This window comes from Pseudonocardia sp. C8 (genome assembly GCF_014267175.1).
Taxonomy (GTDB): Bacteria; Actinomycetota; Actinomycetes; order Mycobacteriales; family Pseudonocardiaceae; genus Pseudonocardia.
In genome coordinates this window covers 2,336,619-2,363,202 of record NZ_JACMTR010000002.1, presented here as the reverse complement: position 1 = coordinate 2,363,202, position 26,584 = coordinate 2,336,619, and the positions used below count along the sequence as shown (strand labels likewise).

The 26,584-nt window shown below is 72.0% G+C and carries 21 protein-coding genes; 2 read left to right on the top strand and 19 right to left on the bottom strand.

The window, feature by feature from the left end; genetic code table 11:
* Positions 1-111: 111 nt before the first annotated feature.
* Positions 112-1,092, bottom strand: coding sequence for an AraC family transcriptional regulator (locus H7X46_RS11705; RefSeq protein WP_186359430.1), 981 nt, complete (start codon positions 1,090-1,092; stop codon positions 112-114).
* A gap of 180 nt (positions 1,093-1,272) precedes the next feature.
* Here H7X46_RS11705 and H7X46_RS11700 point away from each other — a divergent pair, with 180 nt between their 5' ends.
* Positions 1,273-2,469 (top strand): cytochrome P450, encoded by a 1,197-nt coding sequence (locus H7X46_RS11700; protein ID WP_186359429.1) that lies wholly within the window; start codon positions 1,273-1,275, stop codon positions 2,467-2,469.
* A 50-nt stretch (positions 2,470-2,519) separates the two neighbouring features.
* Positions 2,520-3,476 (top strand): alpha/beta fold hydrolase, encoded by a 957-nt coding sequence (locus H7X46_RS11695; protein ID WP_186359428.1) that lies wholly within the window; start codon positions 2,520-2,522, stop codon positions 3,474-3,476.
* A gap of 7 nt (positions 3,477-3,483) precedes the next feature.
* Here the strand turns inward: H7X46_RS11695 and H7X46_RS11690 are convergent, their stop codons facing one another.
* From H7X46_RS11690 to H7X46_RS11605, 18 genes are all read right to left on the bottom strand, one after another.
* Positions 3,484-4,302: an SDR family NAD(P)-dependent oxidoreductase gene (locus H7X46_RS11690; protein WP_186359427.1), complete on the bottom strand. Its 819-nt coding sequence runs from the start codon at positions 4,300-4,302 to the stop codon at positions 3,484-3,486.
* 53 nt (positions 4,303-4,355) lie between these two features.
* Positions 4,356-5,813 carry an aldehyde dehydrogenase family protein gene (locus H7X46_RS11685; RefSeq protein ID WP_186359426.1) on the bottom strand — a complete coding sequence of 486 codons (1,458 nt, stop codon included), beginning with the start codon at positions 5,811-5,813 and terminating at the stop codon, positions 4,356-4,358.
* A 5-nt stretch (positions 5,814-5,818) separates the two neighbouring features.
* On the bottom strand, positions 5,819-6,553 hold the full coding sequence (locus H7X46_RS11680) for a hypothetical protein (protein ID WP_186359425.1): 735 nt from the start codon (positions 6,551-6,553) through the stop codon (positions 5,819-5,821).
* Positions 6,554-6,616: 63 nt separating this feature from the next.
* Positions 6,617-8,194 carry a class I adenylate-forming enzyme family protein gene (locus H7X46_RS11675; RefSeq protein ID WP_186359424.1) on the bottom strand — a complete coding sequence of 526 codons (1,578 nt, stop codon included), beginning with the start codon at positions 8,192-8,194 and terminating at the stop codon, positions 6,617-6,619.
* Between the two features lie 31 nt (positions 8,195-8,225).
* Positions 8,226-8,486 carry a hypothetical protein gene (locus H7X46_RS11670; RefSeq protein WP_186359423.1) on the bottom strand — a complete coding sequence of 87 codons (261 nt, stop codon included), beginning with the start codon at positions 8,484-8,486 and terminating at the stop codon, positions 8,226-8,228.
* A gap of 13 nt (positions 8,487-8,499) precedes the next feature.
* The gene (locus H7X46_RS11665; protein WP_186359422.1) at positions 8,500-10,422 is read right to left on the bottom strand and encodes a hydantoinase B/oxoprolinase family protein; all 1,923 of its coding nucleotides are present in this window, start codon (positions 10,420-10,422) and stop codon (positions 8,500-8,502) included.
* 9 nt (positions 10,423-10,431) lie between these two features.
* Positions 10,432-12,498: a hydantoinase/oxoprolinase family protein gene (locus H7X46_RS11660; protein WP_370588713.1), complete on the bottom strand. Its 2,067-nt coding sequence runs from the start codon at positions 12,496-12,498 to the stop codon at positions 10,432-10,434.
* 252 nt (positions 12,499-12,750) lie between these two features.
* Positions 12,751-13,935, bottom strand: coding sequence for a LuxR C-terminal-related transcriptional regulator (locus tag H7X46_RS30615; RefSeq protein ID WP_186359421.1), 1,185 nt, complete (start codon positions 13,933-13,935; stop codon positions 12,751-12,753).
* 58 nt (positions 13,936-13,993) lie between these two features.
* On the bottom strand, positions 13,994-15,415 hold the full coding sequence (locus tag H7X46_RS11650; protein WP_186359420.1) for an MmgE/PrpD family protein: 1,422 nt from the start codon (positions 15,413-15,415) through the stop codon (positions 13,994-13,996).
* A 34-nt stretch (positions 15,416-15,449) separates the two neighbouring features.
* Positions 15,450-16,772, bottom strand: a complete 1,323-nt coding sequence (locus H7X46_RS11645) for an MFS transporter (RefSeq protein ID WP_222131275.1) — start codon at positions 16,770-16,772, stop codon at positions 15,450-15,452.
* A gap of 156 nt (positions 16,773-16,928) precedes the next feature.
* The gene (locus H7X46_RS11640) at positions 16,929-18,392 is read right to left on the bottom strand and encodes an aldehyde dehydrogenase (protein ID WP_186359418.1); all 1,464 of its coding nucleotides are present in this window, start codon (positions 18,390-18,392) and stop codon (positions 16,929-16,931) included.
* A 75-nt stretch (positions 18,393-18,467) separates the two neighbouring features.
* A complete protein-coding gene (locus H7X46_RS11635) occupies positions 18,468-19,586 on the bottom strand; it encodes an NDMA-dependent alcohol dehydrogenase (protein ID WP_186359417.1) in 1,119 nt (372 codons plus the stop codon).
* A 42-nt stretch (positions 19,587-19,628) separates the two neighbouring features.
* Positions 19,629-20,516, bottom strand: a complete 888-nt coding sequence (locus tag H7X46_RS11630) for an SMP-30/gluconolactonase/LRE family protein (RefSeq protein WP_186359416.1) — start codon at positions 20,514-20,516, stop codon at positions 19,629-19,631.
* A gap of 115 nt (positions 20,517-20,631) precedes the next feature.
* Positions 20,632-21,762 (bottom strand): LuxR C-terminal-related transcriptional regulator, encoded by a 1,131-nt coding sequence (locus tag H7X46_RS11625; protein WP_186359415.1) that lies wholly within the window; start codon positions 21,760-21,762, stop codon positions 20,632-20,634.
* Between the two features lie 178 nt (positions 21,763-21,940).
* Positions 21,941-22,876 (bottom strand): alpha/beta hydrolase, encoded by a 936-nt coding sequence (locus tag H7X46_RS11620; RefSeq protein WP_186359414.1) that lies wholly within the window; start codon positions 22,874-22,876, stop codon positions 21,941-21,943.
* Between the two features lie 156 nt (positions 22,877-23,032).
* Positions 23,033-24,382, bottom strand: a complete 1,350-nt coding sequence (locus H7X46_RS11615) for a phenylacetate--CoA ligase family protein (protein WP_186359413.1) — start codon at positions 24,380-24,382, stop codon at positions 23,033-23,035.
* 150 nt (positions 24,383-24,532) lie between these two features.
* Positions 24,533-25,663: an NDMA-dependent alcohol dehydrogenase gene (locus H7X46_RS11610; RefSeq protein WP_186359412.1), complete on the bottom strand. Its 1,131-nt coding sequence runs from the start codon at positions 25,661-25,663 to the stop codon at positions 24,533-24,535.
* Complete coding sequence (locus H7X46_RS11605) at positions 25,660-26,526, bottom strand: MBL fold metallo-hydrolase (RefSeq protein ID WP_186359411.1); 867 nt, start codon at positions 26,524-26,526, stop codon at positions 25,660-25,662. The genes H7X46_RS11610 and H7X46_RS11605 overlap by 4 nt, the downstream gene beginning before the upstream one ends.
* Positions 26,527-26,584 lie beyond the last annotated feature (58 nt).

The following is a 26,584-nucleotide window of genomic DNA, read 5'->3' as shown; positions in this document are numbered from 1 at the left end:
CGCCGGCGCCGGCGGGCCGGAGGACACGATGACCACCGGCACGCGACGAACCATGCACGATATATGACACACGTCCCAGGGAGGGATCTGTCCCTGGCACGCGGCCGGTCCTCAGGAGGACGATGCCCGGCGGGCGGTGTCCGACGGGACGACGCCGAAGCGGTCGCGGTAGCGACGGGCGAGCCGGCCCAGGTGGTAGAAGCCCCAGCGGGTCGCCGCGTCCGTCACCGAGGCGCCCGCGAGCAGGTCGGCATGGACCCGGTCCAGGCGGCTGGCCCTCAGGTAGGCGGTGGGCGACATGCCGACCGTGTCCCGGAACCCCGCCTGCAGGGCGCGGACGCTCAGGCCGGCCTCGGACGCCAAGTCGGCCACGGTCAGGGAGGCGTCCGGCGCCGCGTCGATCCGGTCGAGGATCTCCCGGATCCGGGTGCGCCGGGGTGTCACGGAACCCGCGGTCATCGCCCCGGAGATCCGGCTCGGCAACGTGGTCAGCAGGTAGGTCATCAGGGCGGACTCGGCCTGGCGGCACGCGGCCGGCACGGAGGAGAGCCCGCCGGGCGCGGTGAACTCGTCGTACAGGCGCCCGACGGTCGCGGCGAGGTCCCGGCGCGCGGCCTCCCGGGTGCCGAACGTGAGATCGAACCCCGGATCGGAGCCCGACCGCATCCCGAGCAGCGTGGCCGCGTGTGCCTCGAGGAGCTCCTTCGGGATCTTGACGTGGTACTGCCACGACTCCGCACTCATCCGCACCATCAGCGGGGCGTCCGGGGCGAAGACGACGCCGGCCGCTCCTCCCTCGAAGCTCCGGCGCACCCCGCGCTGCGCGACGGTGCTCGTCCCGGTGATCGGGAGGTTGACGTGGTAGCAGCTCCGCATCGGCGGTCCCTCCACGGAGGCGGCCACTCCGTAGGCCATGCGCGCGATCGTCAGGCGCTGGGTCGGGGCGAGGTCGAGCCGGAAGTCGAGGGTCCGGCCACCGGTGAGCACCACGTCGTGCTCGCTGAAGGCCCGGCAGGTGTGGGCACGGGCGACGTCGAGATCGCCCGTGCGGATGCTGAGCCGATCCGCCCCTTCGGCGGTGTCATCAGGCATCGAACCTCCCTGCACCCCGTCGTGCCGCGCGCTGTCCGAACCGTGGTCCGCATCATATATGAGACGGCCCCGGTATCGGCGCGAACGGGATCGCATCGTGCACCGACGGGATAGTGACGCAGGTCTCGCGCTCGTACGGTCGGCCCGACCCCGACCGCCGCCCCACCACAGGAGACGCGCATGACCACCACGCTCCGGTTCGATCCGCTGTCCCCCGACTACCAGCAGAACCCCTTCGGTTACTACCGGGCCATGCGGCGCGACGCCCCGGTGCACCACATCGAGTCGCTCGGGGTGTGGGCGATCTTCCGCTACCCCGACGTCGTGGAGACCCTCAAGCGGCCGGACCTGTACTCGTCGAAGGACTGGATCATCAACGCGCTCGGCGAGTTCGATCCCGTCCCCGAGGTGCCCTCCATCATCAGCACCGACCCGCCGGACCACGCGCGGCTGCGCCGGCTCGCCAACCGTGCGTTCACACCGGGCGTGACCCGCGCGATGGAACCCGGCATCCGCGCGCTGATCACCGAGCTGCTCGACGAGATCGAGGCCCGGGGCGGCGAGTTCGACTTCGTCTCCGAGTACGCCGCGAACGTGCCGGTGAACGTCACCGCGCAGATCCTCGGCGCGGACCCGGTCATCGCCCGCAACGAGTTCAAACGGTGGACCGCGGACCTCATCCGCTCGGCGAGCCGCAGCGTGCTGCCCGAGGCGGAACTGGCCAAGATCCGGACGAGCGTCACCGAGGTGCGCGCGTACTTCACCGAGCTGATCGCCGAGCGCCGCCGCAGGCCGGCCGAGGACCTGGTCAGCGTGCTCGTCCAGGCCGAGGAGGACCAGCAGGTCCTTACCGCGGACGAGGTCCTCAGCCTGATCTTCATCCTGCAGTTCGGCGGCGCCGAGACGCCGTCGCACCTGATCAGCTCGGCGCTGTACGAGTGCTTCCGGAACCCCGAGGCCATGGCCGCCGCCCGGGGCGACGAGGAGTCACGGGCCGCCGTGATCGACGAGACGTTCCGGCACATGTCCCCCGTGCGGTTCCTCAGCCGCACCGCGACCCGGGACATCGAACTGCACGGGACGACCATCCCGGCCGATTCGATGGTCCTGTCCTACATCGCCTCGGCCTGCCGCGACGAGACGGTGTTCGACGACCCCGACCGGTTCGTCCTGAACCGGCCCAACGTCAGCCGGCACCTCGCCCTCGGCATGGGACCGCACTACTGCCTGGGCGCGGTGCTCGGCAAGCTCATGTGCGGGCACGCCCTCGGGATGGCACTCGAGCGGTTCCCGAACCTGCGCCCGGTGTCCGACGAGGTCGAGTGGCTGCCGTCGTTCTGGGTGCGCGGGCTGGCGGAGTACCGGGTCCGCCCGTGACCCGGCTGGCAACCGTTCCCTGTTGCTCACGCATCATATATTCTTCTCGAATGGAATCCAGGACCACGGAGAACGGGTCTGACGACCGTACCGGGCACGCGACGGGCATCCGGCGGGAGGCTCTCACCCTGCCGGGAGCCGGGGTCCGGCTCACCGGCGACCGTTGGGTCCCGGCGGCGGGCGACGCCTCCGGGACCGTGGTCCTTCTGCACGGGGGCGGGCAGACCCGCCACGCGTGGCGACGCGCCGCCGAACGGCTCGCCGCCGCCGGCTGGGCGGCGGTGGCCGTCGACCTCCGCGGCCACGGGGACAGCGACTGGGCCCCGGCCGGCGACTACGCGGTGGAGGACTACGCCGCCGACCTGCGCGCGTTGATCACCGCGCTCGGCGGCCGCCCGGTCGTCGTCGGTGCCTCGCTCGGCGGGATCGCCGCGCTCACCGCGCTGGGTCGGTGCCCCGGCCTGGCTGCGGGGCTGGTCCTGGTGGACGTCGTGCCCCGGACGGCCCCCGAGGGGCGTGGCCGGATCGCGGCGTTCCTGTCCGGCGGCGGCGCCGGCTTCGCCTCGCTGGAGGAGGCCGCGGACACCGTCGCCGCTCTCGCCCCGGACCGGCCCCGGCCGCGCTCGCCGGAGGGCCTGCGCAGGAACCTCCGCCTGCGTGCCGACGGTCGCTGGTACTGGCACTGGGACCCGCGGTTCCTCACCTGTCGCGAGGAGGCCGACCGCGACCGGGAGGAGGCCCGGCTGGTCGCGGCCGCCCGTGCGCTCACGATCCCGACGATGCTCGTCCGTGGTGCACGGTCAGAGGTCGTGACCGACGCGGCCGTGGCCGAGCTGCGCGAGCTCGTTCCCCATCTCCGCGTCGAGGTGGTCGAGGCCGGACACATGGTCACCGGCGACGACAACGGGGTGTTCACCGAGCACCTGGTCGACTTCCTCACCCGGATCGCGCAGGATCCGGCCGGACCTCGCCGGGGAGCGGACGGTCCGGCCACTCCCGGCCGATGAGGCACCGTCAGGGCACCGGAGGTGGGTCGAAGGCCACCGTCGAGGCGTCCACCGCGGCGCCCCCTCCGTCGGCGACCAGGACGTGGCCGGTCACCATCGAGGCGTCTCCGGACGCCAGGAACGCACAACAGGCCGCGATCTCCTCCGGCTCCGCGACCCGGCGCAGGGGCACGTGCCGGGCGCTCAGCGCGAACGCCTCGTCGGCGGTGATGCCCTCCCGCTTCGCCAGGTAGGCCATGGAGCCCTGGGCGAGCGGGGTACGGACGAACCCCGGGCACACGGCGTTCACCCGCACCCCGCGCGGGCCGTAGTCCCGCGCCAGCCAGCGGGTCAGTCCGATCACCGCGGCCTTCGCGGCCGTGTATCCCGCGGCTCCGGGCGGCCCGGCGATGAGGCCGGCGGTCGAGGCCAGGAGGACCAGCGAGCCGGACGCCTCGACCAGGTGCGGCAGCGCCGACCCGGCCACGTGGAAGGTCCCGTGGAGGTTCACGTCCAGGGCGCGGTTCCACGACTCGGTGTGGCGCGGGTCAACGCCCCCGCCGACCGCGGCGCCCTGGGCCGCGACGACGGTGTCCAGACCGCCCAGCTCACCGACCGCGCCCTCGACGACGGCCGCGACGCCGTCGGAGTCGGTGCCGTCCGCCGGGAGTACGACGGCGGCGGAGCCGATCTCGGCGGCCAGCGCACGGACCCGGTCCTGGTCGATGTCGGTGAGCGCGACGCGGGCTCCGTCCGCAACGAGGCGCCGGGCGGTCGCCGAGCCGACCCCGCCCGCGGCGCCGGTGATCAGCGCGCGCTCCGGTCTCGGACGTCGGGGGGTGTACATCGTGGAGTCGCCTTTCGTCGGGTACGGACAGCAGGGTGGTCGAGGGCGGCGGCTCAGGGTCCGGTGACGATCTGCTTGAGCTCGGTGAACTCCCGGATGCCCTCCGGGCCGCCCTCGCGTCCCCATCCGGAGCACTTCCGGCCGCCGAACGGTGCCGTCACGGTCGGGCCGAAGGTGTTGATCGCGACCGAGCCGACGGTGAGCCGGCCGGCCACGTCCATCGCCAGATCCCGGTCGCGGGTGTACACCGTGGCGGCGAGGCCGTACTCAGTGTCCTCGGCCAGCCGGATCCCCTCCTCGAGATCGCGGAACGACTGCACGACCGTGACCGGGCCGAAGACCTCGCGGCGCACGATCTCCGAGTCCGGAGAGGCGCCGGAGAGCAGGGTGGGCTCGAGGAAGTAGCCTGCGTCGAGGCCGGGAGGCCGGCGGCCGCCGCACACGATCCGGGCCCCGTCCGCGACCGCGCGCTCGACGAAACCCTCGGTGCGCTCGCGAGCGGCCGCAGAGATCAGCGGCCCGACCGCGGTCGCGGGGTCGAGCGGATCCCCCATCGGCAGGCTCTCCCAGGCGGTGCCGAGTGCGGCGACGAGCTCGTCGTGCCGGCTCTCCGGCACCAGGATCCGGGACAGCAGCGCGCACACCTGACCGGCACCTCCGGTGGCCCCCGGGACGAGGGAACGCAGCACGGCATCGACCGGTGCATCGTCGAGCACCAGGGCGGCCGACTTGCCGCCCAGCTCGAGATGGGTGCGGGCGAACCGCTGCCGGGTCGCATCGATGATCTCCTGCGCGGCGGCGCGACCACCGGTCAGCGAGACCAGGGCGACGCGGGGGTCCGCGGTGATCTCACGGGCGACGTCGACCTCACTGCAGAGGATGCTCAGGGCGCCGGCGGGGACGCCGGCGTCCGCGGCGCACTCGGCGACCAGGCGCATGACGAGCTGCGACTCGGGGGCCGCCTTGACCACGACCGGACACCCGGCCAGCAGAGCCGGGACGACCTTCGACGCGACGGTCACGAGCGGGCCGTTGAACGCCATGACGGCCGCGACCACGCCGGCCGGCTCCCGGCGGACGAGCACCTCCCCCAGCGGCGAGTCACGTCGCTCGTCGCGCAGCGCGTCCTCGGCCGAGTCGAGGGCTGCGCGCCACGCGCCGGCCGCGCCGAAGCGGTGCAGCGTCCTGCTGTAGCGGACCGGCATGCCCGCCTCGACCGCCCAGACCGCTCCCATGTCGTCGAACCGCCGTTCCAGCGCGTCACAGAACCGGCGGCACACCGCAACCCGTCGGGACACCTCGGTGGCCGACCAGGCCCGGCCCTCGGGACCGCTCGCACGATCGAGCGCCGCCCGTGCCTCGTCCACGGACGGCAACACCGCCTCCGTCACGACGCGTCCGGACGCCGGCGAGACCACCGGCCGGGTGGGCCCGGTGGCGGACACCCAGTCACCCCCGACGTAGGCGGACCCGAGATGCGGGACCGGCACCCCGGCGACGTCCGTCCGCACGACCGTCACTGCACGTCCGCGGCCAGGAAGAACGGGCTGACCGCCGTGAGGAACATCGTGGCGAACGGGCTGACCATGAAGTCCGGCAGCACCATCTCCCCCGACATCAGCTGCCGCTTCACCTCCGCACGGAAACCCTCGAGGCCACCGGTGGTCTCGTAGATCGCCAGGTGGCCCAGGTCCGGGGTCACCACGCCGGGCAGCGGCTTCACGCCGGACACCGCGAACCGCTGCGCGCGCAGCATCCCCGGTGCCGAGAGGATCTGCGGGATGTGTTCCTCGTCGTACCACCGTGCGAACGTCGCGTCGTCGGTGGTGTGCCGGCTCCACGCGAAGAACATCTGCCGGTCGTCGAGGTCCTCCACCTGCGCCAGGGCCTCGGTGTGGAACGGCTCGCTCACCGCGGAGAGGAACAGCGCCCGGAATGGCTGCTCCATGAAGTCCGGCAGCACCATCTCCTGCGACATCAGATTGCGCTTGACCTCGTCGCGGAAGCCCTGGGCCGAACCGTCGAGCTCGTACATCGCGAGATGTCCGAAGTCGAGGGACTCCACCCCGGGGAGAGGCTTGGTGTCCGCGATCAGGAACCGCTGTGCACCGACCATTCCCGGCGCGTCCATCACCTGCGGGATGTGTTCCTCGTCGTACCAGCGGGCGTAGGTGTCGTAGTCGGTGGTGTACGTACTCCACGCGAAGAACAGGTTCCGGTCCTTCGGGGTGGGTACCTTGTGGTGACTCAACGCATCCTCCACTTGGCCGGTCGGTCGGACACGGTGTGCCCCGACCGGTGTTTCCGTCGGTTGTCAGACCCGGCGGTCCCGGCCGCGCCACAGATCGGCACGCAGGACCTGCTTCTGGATCTTTCCTGTTCCGGTCTTGGGTAGTTCGTCGACGACGACGACCGATTTCGGCACCTTGTAGCCGCCGAGGTGTTCCCGGCAGTGCCGGATGATCCGTTCCACGTCGGACCCGGTGCCGTCCGCGAGCACGACGAACGCGGTGACCTCCTCCCCCCAGCGGTCGCTGGGGGCGCCGACCACGGCGACCTCGTGGACACCCGGTATCGAGGAGACGACGTTCTCGATCTCGCTGGGATACACGTTGAACCCGCCGGTGATGATCATGTCCTTGCGGCGGTCGAGGATGAACAGGTAGCCGTTCTCGTCGAGGTAGCCGACGTCGCCGGTGTGTGCCCAGCCGTCGGAGAAAGTCTCGGCGGTGGCCTCCGGCTGGCGCCAGTAGCCGGGTCCGACGTGTTCGCCCCGGGTCCGGATCTCCCCGTCCGAGCCGGGCGGCAGCGGGTGCCGCTGCTCGTCGACGATCTCCAGTTCGACGTGCCGGGTGACCCGTCCGGCGGACGCCAGACGTGGCAGACCTCGCTCGTTCACGGTCGGAACGTGGTCCCCCGGTCGCAGGGTGGTGATCGGCAGCATCGCCTCGCTCGCGCCGTAGACCTGCTGCATCGCCTCGCCGAACCAGGCGCGTGCCCGCTCGGCCCGGTCGGGCCGGATCGCGGAGCCGGCGTACGGCAGCAGGCGGACGTCGCCGACCCGGCCGGACGGCGTGCCCCGCCGGTCGAGCTCCTCCAGCAGCATGGTGATCATCGTCGGGACGAGCGGGAGCACGGTGATCTCCCCCTGCTCGGCGAGGTCGGCGACCCGCGCGGGCTCGAACGCCCGGTGGAGCACGTTGAGGCCGCCGGCCGCGGTGAGGACGGCCGCGATCCCCCCGCTGAAGTGGCTGACCGGAGCCGTGTGCAACGCGGTGTCACCGGGGCCGATCGGGGGAAGCGCGTCGAGGGCGTTGCGGATCAGCGCCCCGATGCTGGCGTGGGTGGTGCGGACGCCCTTCGGGTGGCCCGTCGAGCCCGACGTGTACAGCAGCCACGCGTCGGCATCGGCCTCCGGCAGCGGGAGCTCGTCGTCGGTGCCCGCGGCGACGAACTCCTCGAACGGCACGCACCCGGCGGGTACGTCCGTCGGGCCGAGGACGACGACCTGCGCGACGCTGTCGGGGATCCAGCCCCGTCCGTGGACGGCGAGCCACTCGCCGTCCACCACGACGACGGCGGGCTCGCTGTCGGCGGTGATGTGGGCGAGCTCCGCGGTGTGCAGCCGCGGGAGCAGACCGACCCGGAGAAGCCCGCCGAGTGCCGCGGCGTGCTCGACCTCGACCCACTCGCAGCAGTTCGGCGAGAGCAGTGCGATCCGCTCCCCCGGTCCGGCCCCGGCCCGCCGGAACGCCTGCGCGAGCCGCCGGGAGCGGGTGCCGAGCTCGCCGAAGGTCAGCTCCCGGCGGTCGTCGCGGACGGCCGCGCGGTCCGCGTGCTCGGCGTGGGTCCGGGCGTACAGCCGGCCCAGCGGCGTCGCGGGAACCGACATGGTGTCCTCCTCCTGTGGTCGTGACGGTCGGTCAGCCCAGCCGGGACGGCGCCCAGTCACGCGTCGGTGACCGCCATGCGGGCCAGTGGTCCTCGGGTGCGGGACGCGTGACCGACAGGTGGGTGAAGCAGTCCTGGCACTTCACGACCATCCGCGGTCCGAGGTGGTTGGCCACCGGGTACCGGGCGACGTGCGTGCTCGCGCAGTGCGGGCAGGTCTCCCCCACCGGGACACGTTCCACCGAGACCCGGTCGGTGTCGGGGCGTGGGAAGAGCAGCCGGTCGACGGACATGGGGTTCCCCTCTCTAGAGAGTCCAGTTGACGGGTGCGGCGATCGGCACGGACCACTGACCGGCGTCGCGGCGGCGCGTGAGCTCGGCGCGGCGCGCCGCCGTGGCGTCGCGGTCGATCCGGCCGTCGACGACGACGGCGCCGAAGGCCAGCGCGAGGAACTCCGGGCTGTACAGGCCGTTGCGGAGGTCGCTCTCCAGGAGGTCGGGATCGCGCCGGAGCGGATCGCCCCAGCCGCCCCCGCCGCCGATGACGAACCGGACGGCGTCCCCGGCCTTCAGCACCATGCCCGAGAACTTGCCGGTGTCGTAGCGTGCGCCCCGGCAGAAGCCGCCGTCGTTGGGGTCGGGACGGCCGTCGTCGTCGAACATGCCGAACAGCGGCTCCGCCCCCCGCAGGTCCAGCGGGTCGCCGTGCCGGGCGAGGTCGAAGCCGGCGATGTACCAGCCGAACGCGGGCGATCCGGGGCCGGCTCCGGCGGCGCCGGGCGCGCCGACCCGGATCCGGTCGCAGGTGATGGTGACGACGGTGTCGGACTGCGCCGTGAGGGTGTAGACCGAGCCGAGACCACCCCGGTACTCGCCCGCGCCCGCGGTGTCGAGGAGCATCTCGTGCTGCGCGACGATCAGGGGGCTCTCGATCTCGACGTGCTCCTGGACCGACGTGCGGCAGTTGCCGATCGGCGTCACGCAGAACGAGACGCCGTCGGACTTCCAGGTCCCGCCCCACCCGCCGCCGGCGAGCGCGAACGCGCCCCACGGGTTGCCCTCGTGCCCGCGGCGGGTGTCGATCCCGCCGACGCTGACGACCAGCGCGGTCCCGGTGTCGCAGGCGATCGAGCGGTCCCCGATGGCATCGCTGAGCGCGCTCGCGACCGCGTTGATGCAGCGCGAACCGATGTCGGCGTGGTTGGAGCAGCTGGACGGGGGCAGCACGCACACGACGCTGCCCTGCGGCAGCAGCGTCTCGATCGGGCGCAGGGTGCCGCTGTTCACCGGGGTCGCCGGGTCGACCATCAGCTTCACGGCCTCGATGCAGCGGACCGCCTCGCACCACGCGGTGCCGCAGTTGCCCAGCGGCTGTCGCCCGGACCCGGAGAAGTCGATCTCCATGCTGTCTCCGCGGACCTTGACGGTGACCCGCACGGGGATCGGCTCGTCGGTGACGCCGTCCTCGTCGAGGAAGTCCTCGACGGTGTAGTCCCCGTCCGGGATGTCCGCGATCCCGCGGCGCATGCTCTGCTCGGTGGCCTCGACCGCGTACCGGCCCGCGGCCTTCACCTTCTCGATGCCGCCCCGCTCGATGAGCGACTGCAGCTGACGCTCGCCGACGACGAGGCAGCCGTGCAGGGCGCGCAGGTCACCGAGGACCAGCTGCGGGACCCGGTTGTTCTCGAGGATGAAGTTGAACAGCGGACGGACCGGTACGTCGTTCGCGTAGAGCAGCGACGGCGGCAGCTTGATCTGCTCCTCGAACGCCGTCTGCGTCCCGTTGGAGAAGCCCCCGGGGATCGGTCCACCGAGGTCGACCAGGTGCGAGGTCGAGTGCAGCATGAACTCGATCCGGCCGTCCACGAACACGGGGCGCAGCAGGTTGACGTCGGACTGGTGGATGGTCCCGCGCCACGGGTCGTTGACGAAGATGACGTCCCCGGCCTGCAGGGCGTCGAGGTCGAACTCGTCCATCACGAAGTTGACGATGTGCGGTGAGGTGAAGGCGTGCTGCATGCAGCCCTCCCATTGGGCGACGGTCTCCCACCCGTCGTCACCGCGGGCGTGGATCGCCGTCGTGCAGTCCAGGATGTCCCGGCAGACCGGGGAGAATGCGCTGCGCATGAGGGCGTCGTTCATCTCGCGGGCGACCTCGATGAGGCCGTAGCGCAGGATGTCGAGCTCGAACTCCGCGGGTGCGGAGGGGATCTCGGCCGAGATGGTCATGGTCTCTCCTCAGCGCTGGTTCTCGATGATCAGGAGGCCGTCGTCGTCGACGCGCGCGCACCGCCCGGGGAGGACGACGGTCGTGGCGAACCGCTCGGCCACGATCGCGGGGCCGGGCACCCGCTCGCCGGGGTCGAGCCGTTCCCGGACGTGGACCGGGACCTCGACGCTCTCCCCCGCGCCGGGCACCCGCAGCGTGCGGTGCGCCAGCAGCGACCCGCCCGGCTCCGGGGCCACGGACGGCACCCGGTGCGGGCGCGGGATCACCGCGGTGACCTCGAGGGTGGAGGCGACCACCGGGATCTCCGGGGCCGAGAAGCCGTAGGAGTCCTGGTAGAAGGCATGGAAGTCGGCGACGATCCGCGGCAGGGTCTCCTCGGTGATCCGGCCGGCCCCGAGGGGCAGCCGGTTGTCCCAGGTCTGACCGCGATACATCCCGAACAGGGCCCGGTCGAAGCTCAGCCCGGCGATGTCGACGCCCTGCCCGGTCAGCTCCTCGGTCAGCCGCGACTCCAGGCCGGCGAACCCGGACTCGATCTCCGCGGCGGAACCGGGGAGCAGCGGGGTCATCACCGACTGTGCCGTCGTCGCGCGCAGGTCGCTCTGCAGCAGGCCCAGTGCGGAGAACTGACCGGGCGTGGCGGGCACGACGACCGTCTCCACGCCGAGGATCTGCCCCACCTGGTCGGCGAGCATCGGCCCGGCCGACCCGAACGGCAGCAGCGCGAACTCCCGGACGTCGAGCCCGCGGTAGACCGAGATCGTGCGGATCTTCGCCGCGATGTCCTCGCAAGCCACCTGGTAGGCCGCCTCGGCGAGCTCGATCCCGCTCATCCCCCAGGTCGCCCCGACCTCCTCGAGCGCCGCGCGGGCCGCGTCGAGGTCCGGACGGATCCGGCCGTCCGCGAACAGGTCCGGCTGCAGCACGCCGAGGACCAGGCAGGCGTCGGTCAGCGTCGGCTCGGTGCCGCCGGTCCCGTAGCAGACCGGGCCCGGGACCGACCCGGCCGACCGGGGGCCGACCGCGATCTTGCCGAGCGCGTTGCGGCCGATGATGCTGCCGGCTCCCGACCCGACGCTCTCGACGTCGACCAGCGGCATCGTCAGGGTCAGCCCGGTCTCCAGGGTCCACAGGTCGGTCAGGGGGGTCTGCGCGTCCCGGATCGCCGCCACGTCGGTGCTGGTCCCGCCGACGTCCATCGTGAGCAGGTTGCGGTGGGCGGACTGGCGTGCCAGGCCGATGCTGCCGGTGACCCCGCCGACCGGCCCGGACACAAGCTGGAAGACGGGCGCCTTGCCGGCGGCCTCGTAGGTAGCGACCCCGCCGTTCGTCATCATGATCCACAACGTGCCGGTGAACCTCTGCGCGGCGAGCGCGTCAGCGAGGCGGTTCAGGTAGCCGACGACGGCCGGGCCGACATAGGCGTCGAGCGCGACCGTGGTCGTGCGCTCGTGTTCCTTCGTGACCGGGTACAGCGCGGAGGTCTGGACGTACGCGCCCGGGAGCTCCTCGGCGAGGATCTTCGCGGCGCGCTGCTCGTGCTCGGGATTGCGGTAGGAGTTCATGAAGCAGATCCCGACCGCCTCGATCTCCCGGCCGGCCAGCTCGCGAGCGGCGGCGCGCACCGCGTCCTCGTCGAGCGCGAGCCGGACCTCGCCATCGTGCAGGATGCGCTCGGGTACGCCGATCCGGTCCTCCCGCTCGACCACCGGGCGTTCCTGGTGCGGGCGCAGCCAGGTCGGGTCGTAGAACCGGTTGCCGAACTCGCGGTGCATCCGCCCGATGTCGAGCAGGTCGCGATGCCCGCGGGTCGCGAGCAGCGCGGTCCGGGCGCCGGCCCGGCTCAGCAGCGCGTTGATGCCGACCGTGTGGCCGTGCACGATCTCGGCCACCTCGTCGACGGCGACGTCGATCGCCGCGAGCGCCTGCAGGACCCCCTCTTCCTGCTGCCGGGTCGAGAGCACCTTGCCGTCCCGGATCTCACCGGTCGTCCGGTGGAGCCCGATGATGTCGGTGAACGTGCCTCCGACGTCGATGCCGACCATCCAGTCGGTGGAGCCTCGTTGCTCGGTCACCTCGTGCCTCCTGGGGTGCGCGGTCGCGCCGTCGCGGTCCGGTGCGTGCGGGGCGCGGCCGGGCGGCTCCCCGCGGGATCCGCCGGACCGCGAACGATCCGGCGATGTGTCGGAGGTCATCCTGGGACGGGCGGCGGACGGTTCGCGTCGTACGTCGGTACGAGCCCACCCCGGACCTTCGGGCAGGGTCGTCGCGGCACGTGACCACCGGGCACGGTGCATGCCGTACCCGGACCGCTGTCGGCGCGCCGCTCAGCCGGTGACGTCGCGGCGAAGCCAGGCCGCGATCGCCTCGCTGCGGCTGGTCACCCCGAGCTTGCGCAGGATCTGCGTGACGTGGGACTTGACCGTCCGCTCCGAGATGAGCAGCTCGCGGCCGATGACGCGGTTCGACCGCCCGTGCGCCAGCAGGTCCATCACCTCGGCCTCCCGGGTGGTGAGCAGCGGGACCCGGTTGCCCTGCGACGCGGGGCCGGTCGGTGCGGGACCGGCCGGTGCGGGACCGGGCGGGACGTGGGTGAGGAGCCGGTCGGCGCACCCGCGCAGCGCCTCCAGGCCCTCGACCATGGCGAGCCTGCCGAGCGTGTGACCCAGTCCCTCCGCCATCAGCGACAGCAGTGCCCGGTCGGTGGCGTTGACGTCGCGGCCCTGGTGGTAGCGGTCACCGTGCAGGAGGCCTGCGACCTCACCGTGCACGATCAGCGGCGCGACCCCGTACGACGTCGAACGCGTGATCTCGATCAGCGCCCGGTCCACCCGGTGGCTGCGCTGCGCGTCCAGCAGCAGGCGCGCCTCGGCGTGCTCGGCGACCTCGCCCTCGACGATCCCACCGTGCAGGTCCGGTGGGGCAGCCCGGCCGGTGGCCACGATCTCCTCGGCCCAGCGGGGATCACGCACCACGCACATGGTGTGGAGGTTCCACGTCGAGTCCGTCACTCGGGAGACGAGGACGCGGTCGAAGCCCAGCCGGCAGCCCGCCTCCGGGACGCGGCTCAGGAAGTCGTCGACCGTGCGCGCCTCACGGACCGACGCCAGTGCCGCGGCGATGCGGCCGTAGGACGGGTGCGCGCGACCGGCGCGGAACTCGCTCACCTCGGTCTCGAGGTTCCGGATCCGCCCGAGGAGCTGGAGCAGCTCGGCGTGGCGCGGACCGCTCACCGTGCCCGAGTCGGCCGCCCGGAACGACTCGTCCAGGACCACACCCCACAACCGGCCGAGCTCGCGCTTGGCGACGCCCCCGGAGAGGCGGTCCACCGGCAGCCGATCCAGGTCGAGCCCGAGGGCGGCACCCACATCGGCGCGCAGGCCGAGCAGTTCGTACCCCAGGGCGGGGGTGAGGACCGTGTCCTCACCCCCGCCCTGGACGGCCGGCGTGCGCTGCATGGTGTCCACCTCGACGATCTCCCGCACCGGGAGCCGTCCGTCCGGGACGTCCACGACCCGCCGATGTGACGCACAATATATGGATGCCCGTCGCGGTGGGGCAACCCGGCGGCTACGCCGGCCGGAGCCGCTCCATGATCACCCGCACGTCGTCGACGTTCTCGAGGTCGGTGACCGCGGCGACCACGGCCTCGGCGTCCGCGTCGGACAGGACCCCGGCGACGTTGTGCCGGAACTTCGCGGCCAGCTCGTCGTCGGTCATGTACGTCGACGGGTCGGGCGAGGAGACCCCCTTCGGGAAGTTCCGCTCGCCGACGTGGGTCTCGCCGTGCGCGGTGACCTCGACCCGCGATGGCCGGGCGGACACGTGTCCGGACAGCGCGTCCGTGAAGTCCGGGTGCGGCTCGAACCGCGACCGGTTCATCAGCGCCAGCACCGACTCGCTGCGCACCAGCTCGGGGGCGAGCCAGTCCTTGCCCGGCGGTACCCGGTGGGCGGCGACGGCCAGACCGTGGGTCATGCTGAACTCGGCGTCCCGCGCCTCGGTGACGTCGGTGTTCACCCAGGTCGGCTGCTGGACGAAGCTCTCCCCGTACGCGGTGATCGACTCGATCTCGTCGGGCTTCAGGTCGTGGGTGTCCACGATCTCGGTCAGGGCGTCGAAGATCCCGTGCATGACCCGGCAGTGCGGGTAGGGCTTGAACGCCTGCTCGGCGGTGAACCGCCAGTCGCTCCCGAGGCCGTCGGTGATCGGCTCGGGCACCCACCGCTTGGTCCCGATGAACCGCGGGAAGCCGTACTCGGCGTCGTCGAGGATCCGCCGGTCCCCGCGGTGGCCGAACTCGGCCAGGGACGCCGCGGTCAACGCGGTCCAGGCCATCCCGCCGGCGAGCTGGTACTTGATCGTCGTGGCGGGGGCGTGCATCATCCACGCCCGCTGCGCGTTGACCGGCACCGTGCTGCCGGCGATGCCCAGCGCGTCGGCCACCGTCTCCCGCTCGTACCCGCGGGTGACACCGATCGCGGCCGCCGCGCCGAAGATCGTGCTGCTGTAGCCGATCACCGGCGGGATCGTGACGACGCCGTCCTTCATGTCGCGCAGGTAGTCGGTGGCCTTCCCGATCCGGTAGGAGATCTCGTGGGACACCGCGATCGCGGCGAGCAGGCGCGCACCCGGCACCCCACCGGCCTCGGCGGCCGCCAGCGCACCGGGGAGCACGTAGGGGGTGACGTGGCCGGGCGGCAGCACGGCGTCCTGGTCGAGCGCGTTGATCAGCTCCGCGTTCGCGAAGGCGGCCCCGAGCTGCGTGGTGCGCAGGTCCGTCCCGATGATCGACGCCTCGTCGGCGTGGCCACCCAGGACCTGCGCGTAGCGCACGGCGATGTCCGCGCCGCGCTCACCGTGCGAGGCGACGGCGCACCCGAGCGAGTCCAGCAGGATGCGCTTGGACTCCGAGACGACGGCGGCGGGCAGCGCGGCGGTGTCCGCCGCCGTCGCGAACCCGGCGAGCTGGTCGACGAGGGGTTCCGGCATGACGACTCCTTCGAGTGGATGGATGCGGGCGCCGCTATCGGGAGGCCTGGGGCTCGACGTTGACATCGGGGTCGGCCGCCGCGCGCGTCCGCTGCTCGACGCGTGGCTTCTGGTCGAAGAACAACCCGACGATGACGAGAGCGGCGCAGCCCATGAGCAGCAGGGACACGCCCCAGGTCGCGTTCCCGGGCGACACGGTGACCATGGTCAGCGCGGCCAGCGGGGCGAGCCCGCCCGCGGCGGCACCGCTGATCTCGCGACCGGCACCGAGCCCCGAGGACCGGACGTCGGTCGGGAACTGCTGTGCCATGTACGGGCTCGCCGCGACGATCATGAGCGGGGCGAGGACGCCGGTGCCGACGATCAGCAGGCCCCAGATCAGGACCGGCCGGCCGGTGTCGAGGATCCAGAACATCGGGAACGCCAGCAGGAGCACGCCCACCGCACCGATCAGCATGATCCGGCGGAGGTCGAACCGGTCGCACAGCCGGCCGAGGATCGGGACCACCACGATCGCCACCGCGCTCGCCAGCGTGATGCCGAACGACCCGACGTTCGCCGGGACGTCCTGGAATTCGCTGAGGTAGGACAGCGAGAAGGTCTTAAAGGTGTAGGAGATCGCGGCGTAGCCACCGTAGATCGCCGCCACGACCGCCAGCCCGCGCCAGTCCGACCGCAGCAGGTCGGCGAACAGCCGCGCGCTCTTGCGCGTGCGCTCCTCGGTGGCGACCCGTTCGAACTCCGGCGTCTCCGGCATCGAGCGACGGATCCAGTACCCGATCGCGACCAGCCCGAAGCTGGCGACGAACGGGATCCGCCAGCCCCAGGTGTAGAGGAACTCGTCCCCGAAACTGGTCACGGCCGTGACTGTCAGCGAGGCGGCCAGCAGCCCGATCTGGGCGCCGAGCGCGGGCAGCGCAGCGTAGCGTCCCCGGGTCTTCTCGTCCGCGTGCTCGTAGGCGACGGTGATGGCGCTGCCCAGTTCCGCGCTCGCCCCGAAGCCCTGCAGGATCCGCAGGACGACGAGCAGGACCGGGGCGGCCACGCCGATCGACGCGTACGACGGCAGGAGGCCGATCAGCCCGGACGCGACACCCATCAGGAGCAGGCTGAGCGACAGGACGGCCTTCCGCCCGATCTTGTCACCCAGGATGCCGAAGAGCACGCCACCGAGCGGGCGGGCCAGGAACCCGACGGCGAAGGTCGCGAACGCCGCCAGGGTGCTGATCGCCGAGTCGTCCGAGGGGAAGAAGACCTTCCCGAAGACCAGGGCGGCCATGGAGGCGTACAGGTAGAAGTCGAACCACTCCAGGGTCGTGCCGATCACCACCGCGGGACCCACACGCCTGGCCTTCATGGGCGGCAACGACGTACCCGTCCCCGGCGAATCCGGTTGCGACATCCAGGTGTCCCCTCTCGCACGCTGCACCGCGTGCATCCTTGCTCGGCGTTGAACACGGAATATATTAAGTTTTCAGGGGCGGCGTGTCCAGACCCGACCCGGGGCGCGGACTCAGCCGCGTTCCAGCACGTCGGCGACGTCGGGTGGTACCCCGATCGACCGGATCTCGGTGTAGGGATCGAACCCCTCCCACCCCGCCTCACGCCCCAGACCGCTGCACTTGAACCCGCCGATCGGCGCGTGGAAGCCGACCAGGTGTCCGTTGAGCTCGACGGTGCCGGTGCGGATGCGGCTCGCGACCGCCAGCCCGCGCTCGGTGTCGGTGCTGAACACCGAGCCGTTCAGCCCGTAGGACGAGTCGTTGGCGAGAGCGACGGCGTGGTCCTCGTCGTCGTAGACCAGCACGGACAGGACAGGGCCGAAGATCTCCTCGCGGGCGATCGTCATCGCGGGCGTGACCTCGGCGAACAGCGTGGGCTCGACGAACCATCCGCGGTCGCACCCGGCCGGCCGGCCGCCGCCGACGACCAGTTTCGCCCCCTCGGCCCGGGCCGTCTCGATGTAGCCCTCCACCCGTTCCCGCTGGCGGGCCGACACCAGCGGCCCGACCTCGGTCGCCGGATCGGCCGGGTCGCCGACCCTCAGCGACGACAGCAGGTCGGCCACCCGTTCGACGAGCTCGTCCGCCCGACGCCGGGACACCAGCAGGCGGGTCTTGTTGCTGCAGGCCTGGCCGGTGTTGCGGATCGAGGTCGCCCCGACCGCCCGCACGACGGTGTCCATGTCGGCGTCGTCGAGCACGACGGCCGCGGACTTGCCGCCCAGCTCCAGGGTCACCCGGCGGACGTCGTGCCCGCACAGCGCCGCGATCCGCCGACCAGCCGCGGTCGATCCGGTGAAGCTGACCTTGTCGACGCCCGGGTGGGTCACCAGCCGTTCGGACACCTGCCGGTCCGCGGTGAGCACGTTGACCACCCCGGGCGGCAGCCCCGCGGCCTCGACGCACTCGGCGAGCAGGACCGCGTCGAGCGGGGTCTCCTGGGCCGGCTTCAGGACCACCGTGCAGCCGGCCAGCAGGGCCGGCATCAGCTTGAGCATCGCGACCGAGTGCGGCGTGTTCCACGGGATGACCGCGGCGACCACACCGACCGGTTCCCGGGTGACCAGGGCGTTGCCGACCGCCGACCGGCGGACCTGCCGGAACGGGTACGACGGGGCCATGTCCAGGAAGGCCTCGACGATCAGCTGCGGGACCGTCGCGTGCATGACCCTGGACAGGCTGATGGGAGACCCCATCTCCCGGGTCACCAGCGCCGCGAGCTCCTCGTGCCGCGGCCGGTAGACCTCGAGGAACCCCTGGAGGGCCGCGATCCGGTCGGCGAGCGGCATCCGCGGCCACGGCCCGCGGTCGAACGCCGCCCGGGCGGCGGTCACCGCCGCGTCCACGTCGGCCTCCGCCGCCAGCGCGGCGGTCCCGTAGACCTCCTCGGTCGCGGGCGAGACGAGGTCGATCGTGGCGTCGGTGCTCGGCGGGACCCAGCTGCCATTGATGAAGAAGGTCGGTGCGGTCTCCACGGTTCTCTCCGGAGGGGGCGTACGGCGCTGCCGGCGCCGTGCACGACGGCGCCGGCAGCGGGGGGTGCGGACGGGTCAGTCGAAGACGACGACGCCGCGCAGGTTCCTGCCGGCGTTCATGTCGTCGTATCCCTGCGGGACCTGGTCGAGCGTGTACCGGGTGGTGATCAGCTCCTCCAGCTTGAGCGTCCCCCTGCGGTACATCTCCAGCTGGGCCGGGATGTCGGCGAGCGGTGCGCTCGCGCCGAAGAGCGACCCCTGCAGTCGCTTCTGGTACAGCGTGAGCTGGTGCAGGTTGATGTCGCCCTCGGCGATCACGCTGTCCCCGAGACCGGTGACGACGACGGTGCCGGCCTTGCGGACCGATTCCAGGGCCTGACCGACGTGCTTGCTGCGCAGGATGCCGACGGTGACGATCGTCGAGTCGGCTCCCTGGCCGTCGGTCAGCGAGCGGGCGAAGTCCGCGGCCTCGGCGATGTCGGCGAACGCGTGGGTGGCACCGAGCTTGAGCGCCGACTCGCGCTTGAACGGGACCGGGTCGACGGCGATCACGACGTCGGCGCCGGCGTGGGCGGCGCCCTGCACCGCGTTGATCCCGATCCCGCCGATGCCCATGACGATGACGACCTGCCCGGGGCGGACCTCGGCGGAGTTCACCGCTGCGCCCCAGCCGGTCCCGACACCGCAGCCGGTCAGGCAGGCGACGTCGAACGGGATCGACTCGTCGATCCTGATCGCGGACTCGACGTGCACCGTGACGTACTCGCTGAACACGCCGAGCCCGGCGAGCTGGCCGACCGGCTTGCCGTCCATCGACATGCGGAACGACGTCGGGTCGGTGAACCGGGCCCCGGTCCCGATCGAGGCGCCGAGCCGGCACAGGTTCTGCATCCCCTTGGAGCAGAACCAGCACCGGCCACACACCGGCAGGAACGAGAACACGACGTGGTCGCCCTCGGTGAACCCGGTCGTGCCGGGTCCCAGGGCGTCGACGATGCCGGCGCCCTCGTGCCCACCGACGATCGGCAGGATCGGCACCTGCTGGGTCCCGACGGCGAAGTGGTCGTCGGAGTGGCACATCCCGGCGGCCTTCATCTTGACCCGGATCTCCCCGGGCCTCGGGTCCTCGAGCTCGACCTCGGTCGCCTGGTAGCTGCCGGGGACCTCCTGCAGCACTGCAGCCCGTGTCAGCACGGTCGTCCTCCTGGTTGGTTCGTGTCGGTTCCGGTGTCCGGTTCAGCCGAGCGGGACGTCGACCCGGGCCGCGAACACGGCGCTCTCCGGGTTGCCCGCACGCTTCTCGGGGTCGAAGTCGGCGGGGGTGGCGGCGAGGAACAGGCTCCGGCCGTCCGCGCCGCCGAGGGCGCAGCTGTAGCAGTTGAGGTCGCCGGTGGAGACCTGGTCGACGATCGCGCCGTCCTTGACCCGGACCGCCCGGCGGTCGACGAAGTCGGCGACCCAGATGGCACCCTCGGCGTCGACGTGCGAGATGCCGTCCGCGCCGACGGTCAGCTGGCCCATGGCCTTCACCGTGTCGGTCTCGGTCGGGGCGGGCCCGAACCTCGCCCACTCGCGACGGTTCGCGAGCGACCCGTTGGTCTGGATGTCGAACGCGGTGAGCCGGTTGCCGAACGACTCCGCGATCACCAGCGTGCGCCCGTCGACGATCGTCGCCCCGTTCGGGAACTCCATCGCCTCCGCGACGACGGTCGCGGTCCCGTCCGGGTCGACCCGGATCAGGGTGCCCGGCTTGCGGGGTGCAAGCGAGAGCACGTCGAATCCCCACGTACCCACCCACGCGGTGCCGTCGGCGCCGACGGTCATGTCGTTGAGCGGGAACTCGGTCAGCCCGGTCAGGTCGGCGTGGGTGACCAGCGAGCCGTCGTGCTCCCGGCGGACCAGCAGGCGGTCCCGCATCGAGGACGCGAGCAGGCGTCCGTCGGGGAGCCAGCCCAGGCCGGACGGCTCGCCCTTCACCTCGGCCTCGGTCCGCAGGCCGGAGCCGTCCTCCCCCACCGAGTAGACCCCGTGCGTGTAGATGTCGCTGAACCAGACCCGTCCCTCGTGCCAGCGCACTCCCTCGGTGTGCGTCAGCCCGGTCGCGAGCGGTGTGAGTTCACTCATCGTCAGCTCCTTCGTGTGCGACGTCGTTGGCGTGGGTCACACCCTGTCGCCCGACATCGCCGCACGCGTCTGCCAACGGTGAGAGGTGTTCTCCGACCTTGGTCGGAGGCAGGGCTCAGTGCGGTGGCCGCAGGTGGAGCGCGATCGCCTCGGCTCGGCTCGCCACGCCGAGCTTGCGCAGGATGTGCGTGACGTGCGTCTTGACGGTGCCCTCACCGATCGACAGGGCCTGGGCGATGATCCGGTTGGAGTACCCGGCCACGAGCAGCTCCATCACGTCGGCCTCCCGGTCGGTCAGGGATCCCGGCACCACAGGCGGCCGGCCGGGCGCAGCGGTGGCTGCCGGCACGACCGGGCGGCCCGGGGGAAGGCCGGGCGGCGCCATCAACCGCTCGACGCCGGCCTGTAGTGCCGCCAGCCCGTCCAGGGTCGCGACCCGGCCGAGGATCTGGCTCAGGCCCTGGGCCGTCACCCCGAGCAGGGCCTGGTCGAGCGAGCTGACGTCCGTTCCCTGGTAGTAACGATCGGCGTGCAGGAGCCCGACCACATCACCGTGCCGGAGCAACGGGGCGATGGTGTACGACCGGGATCGCCCGACCCGCACGATGTTGCGGTCCACCCGGCGGTTGTTCTGCGCGTCGAGCACGAGGCACGGGCGGACGTGGCGGGCGGCGTCGGTCTCGACGAGCCGGCCGTCCAGCCGGGGCGGCCGCGACCGCCCGGCCTCGACGATGTCCTCCGCCCACCGGGGATCCCGGGTGACGCACATCCGGTGCAGCTTCCAGGTCGCATCCTCGACCCGCGAGACGAGGACCCGGTCGTAGCCGAGCCCGCACACCGCCTCGGGCACGCGGTCGAAGAAGTCGTCCGTCGACGCCGCGTCCCGCACGGACGCCAGCACGACCGAGATCCGGTCGAGGCTGTCGAGCCCGCCGGCCATCCGGGCGTCGGTCACCGCCGACTCGGCCTGCCGGATCCGGTGGAGGAGTTCCAGCGCGGGATCCCGTCGCCCCGGGCCGGCGCCGGTGGTCCGCCCGCTCGCCGCGAAGGCCGCGTCCCACAGCTCGTCCAGCAGCCGGAGCGCCGTCCGCGACGTGACGGTCGCCGGTAACGGTTCCGGGTCGATGTCGAGCGCGGCCCGCGCATCGTGGGCGAGCTCCTGGAGCAGGGCGACGACGTCGGCGCCGAGGGGAAGCACCGCGTCCGGGGTTCGGGCTCGTCGGGCCACCGTGGAGCCGCGAACCATGGGCACCTCCTGTCCCGGAACGCAGCGTTCCGGTTCGCCACGACGACACTGCCCGCGAACGACACACAATATATGACATTCGAGGCTGGTCGTCGAGGCGAGCGCGATCCTCCCCGGCCCGCGTCCGCCGCATCCCGTCCGGCCGGTGACGTCCGGACCGGGATGCAGCGGATCGGTGTCAGAGGTGCTTGCGGTAGAACGGGATCAGGTGTTCCAACGCCGTGCCCGTGGCCTCGGGCCGGTCGTAGAGGTCGTAGTGCGACGCGCCGTCGACGACCACGAGTTCCTTGTCCTTCGAGGCCGCGCGCCCGTAGATCTCGAAGCCGCTGCGGTAGGCGCCGAAGCTGCCCGGCCGGTCACCGACCACGACGCACATCGGTTGGGTGAGCAGCACCTCGGCCCGGTCGAAGGCGTCCCAGCCGGCCAGCGCCGCCTGGCGGGAGAACAGGAAGCTGGTCGCACCGTTCTCCGCACGGCCGCGATCGGTCTTGTAGTACTCGGTGGCCTCGCGCACGTCGATGTCCGTCACCCCTGCCTCCTCGGCAGCCTGCGGCGACGGCGGAAGCAGATCGTTGACCACCGGGTCCTGCCCGCGCGCCTCGGCGGTGCGCTGCGCGGCGATCGCCTCCAGCGCACCCACCGGGTCGTAGTTCACGAAACCCTCACGCATCATCCGGCCGACGTTGCCGGGGGTCACGGCGCCGAGCGCCTTGATCCGTCGCTCGGTCATCGTCGCGTTGATCGCATATCCGCCTCCACCGCAGACACCCAGCACGCCGATCCGGTTCTCGTCGACGTAGGGCTGGGTGACCAGGTAGTCGATGACGTAGCTGAAGTCCTGCACCCGGAAGGCCGGGTCCTCGGTGAACCGCGGCAGGCCACCGCTCTCGCCCTGGAAGCTCGCATCGAAGGCGATCGCGACGAATCCCTGCCGGGCCAGCTCCACCGCGTAGATGTTGCCCGCAGTCTGCTCCTTGCAGCTGCCGGTCGGGTGCGCGCAGATCACCGTGGCGTAGGTCCGGTTGCGATCGAAGTCCGGCGGGAAGTAGGTGTCCGCCGCGATGTCCCAGGCCAGCGCCTTGATGTTCACGCGCTCGGCGTTGTCGGAAGGCATGTCCACTCTCCTCGTGGTTGCCGCACCGGTCTCGTCGACCAGCGGGTTCGCTGCCGTACGCCCTCAACTGTGGGAGGGCTCGGCCCCGTGTGGCAGGGACAGTTCCTTCCCAGGATGCGGCGTCCCCCGGCAGCGCGCGCGGTCATCACCTGATCCTCACACCCGCTCGACGAGCGCGACCTTCACGTGGTCCGGACGCTTCAGCGTGCCCTCGGGCACGAGCTCGACCGCGATCTTGACGTTGAGCGCGGACCGCACCCGGTCCTCCATGGTGCACCGCAGCTCGTCGTGCCGGTCCGGGGCCAGACCCGCAGCGTGCTCGACGACGACCGGCAGCGGCTTCTGCGTCGAGTGCCCCTCGAAGTCGGCCCGGATCCGCATCTCACCCGTCGCCTCCGGACGCAGCCCGAGCACGATGTCCTTCACCGCGGACGGAAACACGTTGATGCCGCGAACGATCAGCATGTCGTCGGTGCGTCCGACGCACCGGACCTTGTACCCGGTGCGCCCGCACGGGCATTCCGTCCCCGTGACCACGACGTGGTCACGGGTGCGGAAGCGCAGCAGCGGCGACGCCCGGCGTGCCAGGGCGGTGTAGACGAGCTCGCCGGTGGCGCCCTCGACCGGTTCCACCCGCTCTCCCGACTCCGGGTCGATCAGCTCGGCGACCATGAGGTCGGGCGAGAGGAAGTGCATGCCGTCCGCGGCCTCGCACTCGCCCCAGTAGGTGCACGCGATGTCGGTGCCGCCCAGCATCTCCCGTGACGTCGCGCCCCACAGCGACTGCAGGTTCTCCCGGACCGCGGGCTGCCCGCCTCCGGGCTCTCCCCCGACGCTCATCGCGCGCACACCCAGCTCGCGGGCAGGGACGCCGACCACCGATGGCGCCTGCTCGGCCAGGTAGGCCAGGAAATGCGGGGTGCCGATCAGCAGCTCGGGACGCTGGTCGGCCTGCACCCGCAGCAGCCGCTCCACACCGGCTTCGGCGCCGACCGGGATGTCCACGATCCCCATGTACTGCGCGATCTGCACGACCGGGATGCCGCCGACGAACCCCTTGCTCATCCCGAACCCGTGCAGCATCCGATCACCGGGCCGGAACCCGTTGGCGTACAACGCCCGGGCCCCCAGCTCGCACCACGTGCGGATGTCGCCCACCGTGAGCCCGACGTAGGACGGGCTGCCGGTCGTGCCGGACGAGGCCTGGATCTGCACGATCTCCGCCGGGTCGGCGGCGACGTGGTACCCGAGCGGCGGCGCGGCCGCGAGGCTGTCGCGCAGCTCCTGCTTCTCGGTGAACGGCAGACTGGCCAGGTCGTCGACGTCACGCACCGCGGACAGCGCCTCCGCGCCGATCTTGCCGCGGTAGAACGCGCTGTGCTCGGCGAGGTACGCGACCTGCTCACGCAGTCGCTCGTCCTGTACCCGCCGGGCGTCGGCCGGTGCGGCCGCCTCGATCTCGTTCCAGTGCGCCGCGGAGTGCGGCGTCGCCGGCTGGACGAGCATGGTCGTCCTCTCCCTCCTGTCGTGCCTGCTCAGGCAGTGGTGAACAGCGCGGCCAGACCTTGGCCGCCGATGCACACGGGCTCCTCCCCGGCGGGGATCCGGGATGCGGGCGGAAGGTGCCGACGACGACGTGCGTCTCGGACTCGACGATCATGCTCGCGCGTGCCGTTCGGCGAAGCTCACGACCCCGCGCACGTTCAGGCCCTTGTGCATGTCCGCATAGGCCTCGTTGATCTGCTCGATGTCGTAGGTCCGGGTGACCAGCTCATCGAGCTTGAGCGACCCGGCCTTGTACAGGTCGAGCATGAGCGGGATCTCCCGCGCCGGGCCACCCATCCCGTAGAGGGCTCCCTGGATGCGCTTCTCGTGCAGGGCGAGGTCGAGCAGCGGCACCGGGATGCCGGTGAGCGCGTGGTTCGCGGCACTGGTCACGACGACCGTGCCGCCGACCTTGATCGTCGCGTACGCCTCGGCGACGTGCTCGCCGGTCACGACGCCGACGCAGACGATCGCCGAATCGGCGCCCTGCCCGTTCGTCAGACTCCGCGCCAGCTCGTCCGCCTCGCCGATGTGTGCGACCGCGTCCGTGGCCCCGAGCTCGAGCGCGAGCTCCCGCTTCATCTCGACCGGGTCCACGGCGATCACGCGCCCGCTGCCGATGTGGCGGGCTCCCTGGACGGCGTTGATCCCGATCCCGCCGACGCCCATGACGATGACGACGTCCCCGGCGTCGATGCCCGCGGCACGCACGGCCGAGCCCCAACCGGTCGGCACCGCGCAGCCGACGATCGCGGCGACCTCGAACGGCACGTCGCGGCGGATCGGTGTCGCCGACACCTCCGGCATCACCGTCCACTCGGAGAACGTGGAGATGCACGCGTTCTGGGCGACGCCCCGACCGTCGGCATGCATCCGGAACGTCCCGTCCAGCTGCGTCCCGACGGTGATCAGTGCGCCGTTGACGCAGATGTTCTGCCGCCCGGTCACGCAGTTGCGGCACCGGCCGCAGGCGGGGATGAACGACGTGACGACGTGGTCGCCGGGCGCCACCCGGGTCACGCCCGGGCCGACGGCCTCGACGATTCCCGCTCCCTCGTGCCCGCCACAGGCTGGGTAGGAATGAAACGGGATGTCGCCCTGCGCGAAGTGGTCGTCGGAATGGCACAACCCGGTCGCCATGATCCTGACCAGCACCTCGCCCGCCCGGGGCGGGTCGAGATCGACCTCGCGCACGTCCCAGGTGCCGGGCGTGTCCCAGAGCAGCGCCGCGGTCGTCTTCACGACGTCGCCACCGCCGTCGACCACGTGCGGCGCGACTCGCCGCGCATGATCCGGCCGAACACGGATCCCGTGAGATGCCCCTGCGCGGCCAGGGTCTCGGGCCGGCCCTCGAGCTCGGCGGCGATCCGGTCGCGGGTCTTCGCCGCGAGGACCGGGTCGAGGTCGAAAGCCAGGGAGACGTCGTTGTCGGTGAGCTGCGCCGGGCAGTGCAGCACGTCGCCGAGGATCATCGCCCGCGCGGAACCGGACGACACCACGAGCGAGCAGTGACCCGGCGTGTGGCCCGGCGTCGCGACCACCGACACGCCCGGCGCGAGGGTGGCGCCGTCGGCGATCGACTCGATCCGCCCGTCGAGCGGACCGAGCACCGCCTCCGGGTGCGGACCGACCGCGGCCAGCGGGTTGTCCGGCGTGCGCCAGAACTCGACCTCGCCCTCACCGGCGAGGTGGCGCGCGTTCGGGAACGTCAACGCCCCGTTCGTCCCGGTCCAGCCGACGTGGTCGACGTGCATGTGGGTGTAGAACACGGTGTCGACGTCGGATGGCTCCAGCCCCTCCTCGCGCAGCGAGGTCAGGAGCCGCCCGGACCGGAACTCGCCGTCGGCGGCCGGGAAGCTCATGGAATCCGGGCCGAATCCGAGGTCGACGAGCACGGTGCGGTCACCCGTACGGATCAGGAAGGCGCCGAGGGTCAGCAACAGCTTCCCGTCCGCGTCGAACAGGTCCCGGTGCAGGTCCCACAGCTCCGGGGTGCTCGTCGGGAACAGCGCGGTCGCGGCGACCGCTGCCTCGCCGTCGGGCAGGTAGGTGACGCGGATGTCCCCGACGTCGACGGACTCGCGGGGAGCAGAAGTGGCTGACATCGTTGTCGTCTCCATGTCCTGTCGTCGTCCCGGATCAGGCGCCGTGCGCAATCACGCC

Coding starts and splice junctions, on each gene's coding strand:
- H7X46_RS11705 (WP_186359430.1), bottom strand. CDS start 1,092: ATGCCTGATGACACCGCCGAAGGGGCGGATCGGCTCAGCATCCGCACG.
- H7X46_RS11700 (WP_186359429.1), top strand. CDS start 1,273: ATGACCACCACGCTCCGGTTCGATCCGCTGTCCCCCGACTACCAGCAG.
- H7X46_RS11695 (WP_186359428.1), top strand. CDS start 2,520: ATGGAATCCAGGACCACGGAGAACGGGTCTGACGACCGTACCGGGCAC.
- H7X46_RS11690 (WP_186359427.1), bottom strand. CDS start 4,302: ATGTACACCCCCCGACGTCCGAGACCGGAGCGCGCGCTGATCACCGGC.
- H7X46_RS11675 (WP_186359424.1), bottom strand. CDS start 8,194: ATGTCGGTTCCCGCGACGCCGCTGGGCCGGCTGTACGCCCGGACCCAC.
- H7X46_RS11670 (WP_186359423.1), bottom strand. CDS start 8,486: ATGTCCGTCGACCGGCTGCTCTTCCCACGCCCCGACACCGACCGGGTC.
- H7X46_RS11665 (WP_186359422.1), bottom strand. CDS start 10,422: ATGACCATCTCGGCCGAGATCCCCTCCGCACCCGCGGAGTTCGAGCTC.
- H7X46_RS11650 (WP_186359420.1), bottom strand. CDS start 15,415: ATGCCGGAACCCCTCGTCGACCAGCTCGCCGGGTTCGCGACGGCGGCG.
- H7X46_RS11645 (WP_222131275.1), bottom strand. CDS start 16,772: ATGAAGGCCAGGCGTGTGGGTCCCGCGGTGGTGATCGGCACGACCCTG.
- H7X46_RS11630 (WP_186359416.1), bottom strand. CDS start 20,516: ATGAGTGAACTCACACCGCTCGCGACCGGGCTGACGCACACCGAGGGA.
- H7X46_RS11625 (WP_186359415.1), bottom strand. CDS start 21,762: ATGGTTCGCGGCTCCACGGTGGCCCGACGAGCCCGAACCCCGGACGCG.
- H7X46_RS11620 (WP_186359414.1), bottom strand. CDS start 22,876: ATGCCTTCCGACAACGCCGAGCGCGTGAACATCAAGGCGCTGGCCTGG.
- H7X46_RS11615 (WP_186359413.1), bottom strand. CDS start 24,382: ATGCTCGTCCAGCCGGCGACGCCGCACTCCGCGGCGCACTGGAACGAG.
- H7X46_RS11605 (WP_186359411.1), bottom strand. CDS start 26,526: ATGTCAGCCACTTCTGCTCCCCGCGAGTCCGTCGACGTCGGGGACATC.